Source organism: Kitasatospora sp. NPDC089797, from assembly GCF_040684795.1.
Taxonomy (GTDB): Bacteria; Actinomycetota; Actinomycetes; order Streptomycetales; family Streptomycetaceae; genus Kitasatospora.
Genome location: NZ_JBFBGS010000001.1, coordinates 94,793 through 104,367, shown reverse-complemented (window position 1 = coordinate 104,367; position 9,575 = coordinate 94,793). Strand labels below are relative to the sequence as shown.

Here is a 9,575-nt window from a genome sequence, read left to right as displayed (position 1 = left end):
GGTCACCCGGTGGCGCCGTCAGGCGGTGGGGGCGGCCCCCGGGGCGGCCGGGGGCGACGGCAGCCAGCCGGTCCGGACGAAGAAGTCCACGTAGCGCCGGAACAGCGCCAGTTCGACCGTCGGCCGGTCGATCCCGGTGCCGGCGAGCGCCCGGTCGGTGGCGGTCACGTCCATCAGCCGGTGGACGCCCTGGTGGACGGAGAGCCGCTCGAACTCGTCGAGCAACGGGGTGAGCGCATTGCCCGGGTCGGCCAACACCGTCCGGCGCCACTCCTCCCCCGCCACCTCGGGCAGCGGGTAGCCCAACTCCCTGAGGTATCCGATGAGTTCGCCGTACCCCTCGGTGCCGGTGTTCTGCAGGTGGAAGGTGCCGCCGGCGCTCTCCGGCTGCCCCGCCAGCGCGGTGATCGCGGCGCTGACGTAGTCGACCGGGGTCATGTGGACGGCACCCAGGCCCTCGTCCGCGAGCCCGGCCGGGACGGCCCCGGCCTGGACCAGGCCCTTGAGGCTAAGCCAGACGAAGTCCCGGGTCTGGCAGGCCCCGTGGTGCTGGTCCCCGCAGATCACGTCCGGCCGGTACACCGTCACCGGCAGTCCGCGCTCCCGGGCGATCCCCACCACCCGCTCGGCGACCCACTTGCTCTGCGCGTAGCCGTGGGCCAGCGCCTCCGGCGGGCCGGTGGGGGCGGTGACGGTCCGCGGGCCCTCGCCCGCGGCGGCCGGGGTGAACACCCCGGTGGAGGAGATGTGGTGCACCGGCACCGTGCGGTGCCGGGCGGCCAGCCGCAGTACTTCCTGGGTGCCGGCCACGTTGGTGGACCGGAGTTCGGCGTAGGAACGCAGCCAGTTGACCGCGGCCCCGGCGTGGTGGACCACGTCGACGATCCGGGCCAGCCGGTCGAACTCCAGCTCGGTCAGACCGAGCCGGGGCTGCCCGAGGTCGCCGACCACGACCACCAACCGGTCCTGGTCGATCTCGTCCCACACCCGGTACCAGCGGAGCCGCTCGCGCAGCCGTGCCGTCGCGGCGGTGTGGTCGGCGGCCCGCACCAGGCAGTGGACGGTGGCCTTGGTCGTGCGCATCAGGTCGCGCAGCAGGAAGGCGCCGAGGAAGCCGGTCGCCCCGGTCAGCAGCACCTCCCCGGGCTCGACCGCGACCGGGACGACCTCGGCGGCCGGGCGGATGTCGTCGTCGAGCCGGATGTCGGCCGCGAAGTCCCCGTCGGGGGCGGAGCGGAGACCGGCGGTGGAGCGGGGGCCGGCGGTGGAACGGGTGCTCGCCGTGGCGGGGGAACCGGCGGCGCCGGTGGTGGGGAGGGCACCGGTCACTGCGAGCGTCTCCAGCAGGTGGTCGGCCAGCTCGGCCGGGGTCGGGTGGGCGAAGACCGCCCCGGCCGCCAGCCGCAGGCCGGTGAGCGCGTCGAGCCGGTTGCGCAGTTGGACGGCGCCGAGGGAGTCGAAACCGAGGGAGGGGAAGGCGTCCTCGGCGCCGACGCCGCCCGCGTCGAGGTGGCCGAGCGTCCGGGCGGCCTCGCGACGCACCAGGTCGACGGCCAGCTCCCGGCGCTCCCGTGGCGGCAGTGCGCCGATCCGTCGGGCGAAGCTCCCGGCCTCCGCCTCGCCCGTCCCGGCCCGCGGGCGGGGCGGCAGGGGCGTGAGACCGGTGAACACCAGCGGGACCTCGGCGGGCCGCTGCCGCAGCGCCCGTAGGTCCAGCGGGGTCGCCACGACGGCGGCCCGCCGCCCGCCGAGCGCGGCGTCCAGCAGGTGCGGGCCGTCCTCGGCGGTGACCGGGCGCAGCCCGCCCCGGGCGATCCGGCGCAGGTCCGCCTCGCCCAGGTGCCCGGCCATGCCGCCCTCGTCCCGCCAGAGCCCCCAGGCGAGCGCGGTGGCGGGCAGGCCGAGTGCGGCGCGGTGCTCGGCCAGTGCGTCCAGGAAGGTGTTGGCGGCGGCGTAGTTCGCCTGCCCCGGGCCACCGACGATCCCGGCGACCGAGGAGAACAGCACGAAGGCGGACAACTCGTGCCGGAGCGTGAGCTCGTGCAGGTGCCAGGCCGCGTCGACCTTGGGCCGCAGCACCGCCGCCAGCCGCTCGGGTGTCAGGGCGGCGAGCATCCCGTCGTCCAGCACCCCGGCGGCGTGCAGCACCGCGGTGAGCGGTCGCTCGGCCGAGACGGCCGCCAGCAGGGCGGCGAGCGCGGCCCGGTCGGCCACGTCGCAGGCGGCGACCTCGACCTGCGCGCCGAGGGCGGTCAGCTCGGCCCGCAGCCGGTCCGCGCCGGGGGTCGCCTGCCCGCGCCGACCGGTGAGGAGCAGGTGCGACACGCCGTGCCGGCGCACCAGGTGACGGGCGAACACCGCGCCGAGCGCACCGACACCGCCGGTGATCAGCACGGTGCCGTCGCGGCGCCAGGGCGAGCCGTCGGCGGCCACCGGGCCGGGCGGCGCCACGGCCCGGGCCAGTCGGGGCACCAGGGCGCGGCCGGCACGCAGCGCGGCCTGGGGCTCCCCGGAGGCGAGCAGGGCGGGGAGGGCGGCGAGCGAGGCCGGGTCGTGGTCCAGGTCGACCAGCAGGATCCGGTCGGGGGCCTCGGACTGGGCCGAGCGCAGCAGACCCCACACGGCGGCCGCCGCCGGATCACCCGCCCCGGCCACGGCGCCCCGGGTCGCCACCACCAGCGGCCGGTCGGCGGTCCGCTCGTCCGCGAGCCAGCGCTGCGCCAACTCCAGGGCCCGGACGGCCAGTTCGTGCACACTGACGGGGACGTTGCGACCCGGCGCCGGGGACAGCGGCGCCAGCACCGCCTGGTACTCCCCGACGGCGGCCAGCACCGCCCCGAGGTCGCCGAAGCGCCGCCCGAGGGGCGGAACCGGCGCCGCGTCGTCCCCTCCATCCGGGCCGTCCGGGCCGTCCGTGAGCACCGCCCACCGGACCGGCGGTACGGCCGTCGGCAGGGTGACCGGCACCCAGTCGAGGTGGAACAGTCCGTCGTTCGCACGGGCCCGCGCCGCCGCGGCCGCCCGCTCGGCGGCCGGACGCTCGGCCGTCGGACGCTCGGCCGTCGGACGCTCGGCGGCCGGACGCACGGTCACCGCGTCCACCGAGGCGACCGGACGGCCGCTCGGATCGGCGAGGTACAGCCCCGGGCCCGCCGGCCCGGGCGTGATCCGGGCCCGGACCCGGGTGGCACCGACGGCGTACAGCCGGACGCCGCGCCACTCGACGGCGGTCCCCGGCCCGGCGCAGCGGACCACCCGCTCCAGCAGCTCCGGGTGCAGGCCCCAGCCCTCGGCCGCGCGCTCGTCCGTCAGGCGCTCGTCCGTCACACGCTCGTCCGTCAGGGCCGCCTCGACGAACAGCTCCTCGCCGCGGCGCCACCGCGCCGTCACCCCCGGGACCTCCGGCTCGACGGCCCCCGGCGCGACGGCCTCCGCGCCCGACGGCGGCCACGCCCCGCCCTCGGCCACCGGCCCCACCGGACGCTGGCCACCCCGACTGAGCGCACCCGTGGCGGCCGGCGTCCAGGCCCCGTCCTCCCCCGCGCGGGTGTGCACGGTGAACGGACGGCGTCCGTCCGCGTCCGGCGCGGCCAGCGCCAACTGGACCTCCAGCGAGCCGACTTCGGGCAGCTCGGCCGCATTCCCCACCAGCAGTTCGTCGAGCACCGCACAGCCGGCCTCGGTGCCCGCCCGGAGGGCCAGCTCGACCAGTGCGGCCGGGGACGGCTCCGGCAGCCGCCCGGCGAACAGCAGCCCGCCGTGCCCGGCCACCTCGTGGACGGCCGCCAGCAGCGGGTGCGCCAGCGGTCGGCCGCCCGGCCCGGCGGTGGCCGCCGGACGGGAGGTCAGCCAGTACCGTTCCCGCTCGAACGGGTAGGTCGGCAGCTCCACCGGCCCCGAGCGGCGCGGCCCCAGCAGGGCACGCCAGTCCACCGGCACCCCGGCCGCCCACAGCTCCCCCAACGCCGCGACCAGTCCCGGCGCCTCGGCCGCGCCCGCCCGTACGGCGGCCACCGCCGTCACCGCCGTGCCCTCCTCCAGGCAGCCGCCCACCAGGGGCGACAGCACCGCGTCGGGGCCGACCTCCAGCGTGGCCACCACCCCGTGGGCGGCGAGGGTGCGGACCGCGTCCAGGAAGCGGACCGGTCGGCGCAGTTGGGCCGTCCAGTGGTCCGGGGAGCACAGCTCCCCGGCGGTGGCGAACCGCCCGGTCAGGGTCGACACCAGCGGCAGCGTCGGCGCGCCCAGCCGCACTCCGGCCACCGCCCGCCGGAACTCCTCGAGCGTCCCGTCCAGCGCGGCCGAGTGGGCGGCCGAGCGGATCGCCAGGCGCCGGACCCGGCGGCCCCGGCCCTCCAGTTCGGCGCCGAGCGCACCCACCTCCTCGGCGGGGCCCGACACCACCACGGCGGACGGGCCGTTCACCGCGGCCACTGACACCCGCCCGTCGTACCGTGCGAGCAGGGGGAGCACCTCCGCCTCCGTCGCCTCCAGCGCCACCATCGCCCCGCCCGCGGGCAGCGCCTCGACCAGCCGGCCCCGGGCGGACAGCACGGCGGCCGCGTCCGGCAGCGAGAGGACGCCCGCGACGTGCGCCGCCGCCAGCTCGCCGACCGAGTGGCCGGCCACCACGTCCGGCCGCACCCCGAACGACTCCAGCAGCCGGAACAGCGCCACCTCGAAGGCGAACACCGCCGCCTGCGAGTACCCGAAGCGGTCCAGCGCGCCCGCACCGGAGAGCACCGCGCCGAGCGGTACCTCCAGGTACCGGTCCAGTTGGGCGCAGGCCTCGTCGAAGGCCGCCGCGAAGGCCGGGAACGCGTCGTACAGGCCGCGTCCCATCCGCGGGCGCTGCGCGCCGTGCCCGGTGAACAGGAAGGCCGTCCGACCCGGCCGCACGGCGACGCCGTCCGCCGCGTCGAACGCCCGCAGCCGCTGCAGCAGGGAGTCCTGGTCGGGACCGACCAGTGCGGCGCGGTGCTTGAGCGCGGCCCGGCCGGTGGCGAGGGTCTCGGCGACGTCCCGGGGCGAGACCTCGGGGTGCGCCTCCAGGTGCTCCAGCAGCCGCGCCGCCCAGGCGCGCAGGGCCGGCCCGGTGGCGGCCGACAGCAGCCACGGTACGGCGGGCAGCGGTTCCTCCCCGGCCGGCTCCCCGGCCGCCGGCTCGGGCTCCGGTTCGGGCTCCGGTGCCTGCTCCAGCACGAGGTGGGCGTTGGTCCCGCCGACCCCGAAGCCCGACACGGCGGCCCGGCGCGGCGCTCCGGTGCGCGGCCAGGGCTGCTGCTCGGTGAGCACCCGCACCCCGGCCCAGTCGACCAGTCGCGTGGGCTCGTCCACGTGCAGGGTCCTGGGCAGCACGCCGTACCGGAGCGCCTGGACTGTCTTGATCACGCCACCGATCCCGGCGGCGGCGGCCGCGTGCCCGATGTTGGACTTGAACGAGCCCAGCCAGAGCGGCCGTTCGGCCGGACGGCCCGGGCCGTAGACGTCCAGCAGGGCCTGTGCCTCGATCGGGTCGCCCAGCCTCGTCCCGGTGCCGTGGCCCTCCACCGCGTCCACCTCGGCCGGGGTGAGTCCGGCCTCGGCCAGGGCCCGGCGGATCACCCGCTCCTGGGCGAGGCCGTTCGGCGCGGCCAGCCCGTTGGAGGCACCGTCCTGGTTGAGTGCCGAGCCCCGCACCACCGCGAGCACCCGGTGGCCGTGCCGACGGGCGTCGGAGAGCCGTTCCAGCAGGACCAGCCCGACGCCCTCGGCCCAGCCGGTGCCGTCCGCCGAGGCCGCGAAGGACTTGCAGCGGCCGTCCGGGGACAGGCCGCGCTGCCGCGCGAAGTCGACGAAGCCCAGCGGGGAGCCCAGCACCGTCACCCCGCCGGCCAGCGCCAGCGCCGACTCGCCGCCGCGCAGCGAGCGCACCGCCAGGTGCAGCGCCACCAGCGAGGAGGAGCAGGCGGTGTCGACCGTGACGGCCGGGCCCTCGAAGCCGAAGGTGTACGCGATCCGGCCGGTGGCGACGGCGCCCAGCCGGCCGGTCAGCAGGTACCCCTCGTACTCCGCCGGGGTGTCCGGGCCGAGGTAGGACTGCTCGGAGACTCCGGCGAACACCCCGACCCCGGCACCGCGCAGCGGCGTCGGGTCGATACCCGCGTGCTCGAACACCTCCCAGGCGGTCTCCAGCAGGAGCCGCTGCTGCGGGTCCATCGCCATGGCCTCGCGCGGGGAGATGCCGAAGAACGCGGCGTCGAACCGGGTGGCGGTGTCCACGAACCCGCCCTCGCGGGCGTACGAGGTGCCGGGCGCCGCGGGGTCGGGGTCGTAGAGGGCGTCGAGGTCCCAGCCGCGGTCGGCGGGGAACGGCGTGACGGCGTCCCCGCCGTCCAGCACCAGTCGCCACAGGTCCTCGGGCGAGCCGATCCCGCCCGGGAAGCGGCAGGCCATGCCGATGACGGCCACCGGTTCCGTCGACTCCTGCCGGGCCTGCTCCAGTTCGGCCACCCTCCGGTGCGCGCTGCGCAGTTCGGCGGTGGCCCGCCTGAGGTAGTCGACGAGCTTCTCGTCGTCCGACATGCTTGGCTTCCTCTCTCGGCGTACGGGCGGACGGACGGTCAGGTCCGGGCCCGGCCGAGCTCGTTGTCGATCAGGTCGAACAGCTCGTCCTTGGTGGCGGCCTCCAGCCGGCCGTGGCGGTCGAGCAGCTGCCGCAGCCGGGCGGTGGCGGCGGACAGCGCGGGGTCGTCGGCCGGCAGGGCCGCCAACGCGGCTTCCAGGCGGGCGACTTCGGCCAGCACGTCCGGGCGCTCCGCGGTGGCCGTCCGGTCGAGCAGCAGGCCGGCGACGGCGTCCGGGGTCGGGTGGTTGAACAGCACGGTGACCGGCAGGTCGATCCCGGCGAGCGCCGCCAGGCGGTTGCGCAGCTGGACGGCGGTCAGCGAGTCGAAACCCAACTCCCGGAACGGACGGCCGGCCTCGATCGCCGCCGGGTCGGTGATCCGCAGCACGGCGGCCGCCTCGGCGCGCACCACGTCGAGCAGGTGGGCGTGCCGCTCCCCGGCGGGGAGTTCGGCGAGGCGCCGGGCGAGCGCCCCGGGCGCCGTCGGAGCGCCGTGCGGCATCGGCGCGGACGGCGACGCGGACGGGCCCGGGGAGTCGGCGCGGGTGGTCGGCTCCAGCCAGTGCCGTTCGCGCTGGAAGGGGTAGGCCGGCAGCTCGACGTGCCGGGTGCCGCTCCCGGCGAAGAACGCGGACCAGTCGACGGCCGCCCCGAGCACGGACAGCCGGGCCAGTCCCCGGACGGCGGCGCACGGAGCCGCCTCGCCGGGCGCCAGCGCGGGCACCGCGCGGCTCTCCCCGCCCGCCGCCGCGCCCAGCACCAGGACGGCGCCCACGTCCGCCGGCAGTTCGCCGTTGTCGGCCGTCCAGGCGTCCGGGTCGGCCCAGTGCGCGAACGGTTCCGCGCGGCCGGTCGCGGCCGACAGCAGGGGCGTCCGGGGCGGCTCGACGGCCAGCGCCGCCACCGCCCGGCGGAACTCCACCCGGGCCGCCGGGTCGGCGCCGCCCCGCCGCAGCCGCTCCCGCGCGGCGAGCAGGGCAACGGCGTCCGGCACCGTGAGCACCCCGGCCAGGTGCGCCGCGACCACCAGACCGTCACCGGCACCGGTCAGCACCGCGGGGCTCAACCCCCAGGCGGTGTAGAGCCGGTGGAGCGCCACCTGCACGGCGAAACCGTCCGGCACCTCGGCGGCGGCCGACTCCTCGTACGCCGCGGCGAACACCGGGAAGGCGGAGCGGAGTTCGGCCACCGCGGCCCGCCCGGGGCCCTCGCCGCCCGGGCAGTGGAAGGCCGTCCGCACGTCCCCGGCCACCCGGCGGGCGCCGTCCGTCGCGAGGCGGTCGGCCAACTCGCCCAGGGCGACGCGGAGTTCCTTCGCCGTCCGGCCGACCACCGCGGCCCGGTACGGGAGCGCGGCCCGGGTGACGGCCAGTGCCCGGGCGACGTCCCGGTGGTCCGGGGCCGTTCCCGGGCCGCCGACCAGCGCCAGCAGGTCGCACGCCCGCGCCGCCAGCGCCGGGGCGGAGCGCGCGGAGAGCACCCACGGCACCACCGGCAGCCCGACCACGGGCGCCGCAGGCTCCTCCGCCGCCGCCTCCTCCAGGATCACGTGCGCGTTGGTCCCGCCGAGCCCGAAGGAGGAGACCGCCGCCCGGCGCGGCCGTTCGCCCCGCGGCCAGTCGCGGGCCGCGGTGAGCAGCTCGACCGCTCCCGACGCCCAGTCGACGTGCGGGGAGGGCGGTTCGGCGTGCAGGGTCGCGGGCAGCCGCCCGTGCCGCAGCGCCTCCACCATCTTGATCACCCCGCCGACCCCGGCGGCCGCCTGGGTGTGCCCGAGGTTGGACTTGAGCGAGCCCAGCCGGACCGGCCGCTCCGGCGACCGCCGGCCGTAGGTGCGCAGCAGCGCCCGGGCCTCGATCGGGTCACCGAGTGCCGTCCCGGTGCCGTGGGCCTCGACCGCGTCGACGTCCTCGGCGGTCAGCCGGGCGTCCGCCAGGGCGGCGCGGATCACCCGTTCCTGGGCCGGGCCGTTGGGCGCGGTGAGGCCGTTGGAGGCGCCGTCCTGGTTGACGGCCGAGCCGCGGACCACGGCGAGCACCCGTCTGCCGTCCCGGCGTGCGTCGGAGAGCCGGGCGAGCATCAGCAGTCCGGCGCCCTCGCCCCAGCCGACGCCGTCGGCGGCCGCCGAGAAGGCCTTGCAGCGGCCGTCCGGCGAGAGCGCGCGCTGGCGCGAGAAGCCGAGGAAGGCGACGGGGGTGGACATCACGGTCACCCCGCCGGCCAGCGCGAGGTCGCACTCGCCGCGGCGCAGCGCCGAGCAGGCCAGGTGGAGCGCGACCAGCGAGGAGGAGCAGGCGGTGTCCACGCTGACGGCGGGGCCCTCCAGGCCGTAGGTGTAGGCGAGTCGGCCGGAGAGGATGCCGGGGGAGCTGCCGCTGAAGAGGTAGCCCTCGAAGTCCTCGCGGGGCAGGTGCGGGCGGCTGCCGTAGTCGTTGTACATCACTCCCGCGAAGACCCCGGTGCGGCTGCCGCGGAGGTCCTCGGGCGGGATGCCGGCGCTTTCGCAGGCTTCCCAGGCGATTTCCAGCAGGATGCGCTGCTGGGGGTCGGTACCGACGGCCTCGCGCGGGGACATTCCGAAGAATTCGGCGTCGAACTGATCGGCGTCGTAGAGGAATCCGCCCTGTTCGACGTAGCTGGTGCCGACCACGTCGGGGTCGGGGTGGAACAGGGAGTCGAGCGGCCAGCCCCTGTTCGACGGAAGTCCGGCGACCGCGTCGACGCCGTCGTCGACCAGCCGCCAGAGGCGCTCGGGGGTGTCCGCGCCGCCAGGGTAGCGGCAGGCGGTGCCGATGATCGCGACCGGCTCGGACTGCCGCTCCTCCAGGGCCCGCAGCCGTTCCCGGGTGTCGACGGCGTCGGCGACCACGCGCTTCAGGTACTGGCGCAGGGTGTCATTGTCGGCCACGGGGGTCTCCGGTCCTGGATCGGGCGGGGCGGCAGGGGCGGCGCGACGGCGGACAATCGC

At 77.5% G+C, this 9,575-nt stretch carries 2 protein-coding genes; both read right to left on the bottom strand.

Features of this window, described 5'->3' with window-relative positions; translation table 11 throughout:
* Positions 1-18: 18 nt before the first annotated feature.
* Complete coding sequence (locus tag AB0O91_RS00475) at positions 19-6,564, bottom strand: thioester reductase domain-containing protein (protein ID WP_363426720.1); 6,546 nt, start codon at positions 6,562-6,564, stop codon at positions 19-21.
* A gap of 38 nt (positions 6,565-6,602) precedes the next feature.
* Entirely contained in the window at positions 6,603-9,515 is a 2,913-nt protein-coding gene (locus AB0O91_RS00470; RefSeq protein ID WP_363426719.1) for a type I polyketide synthase, read from the bottom strand.
* Positions 9,516-9,575 lie beyond the last annotated feature (60 nt).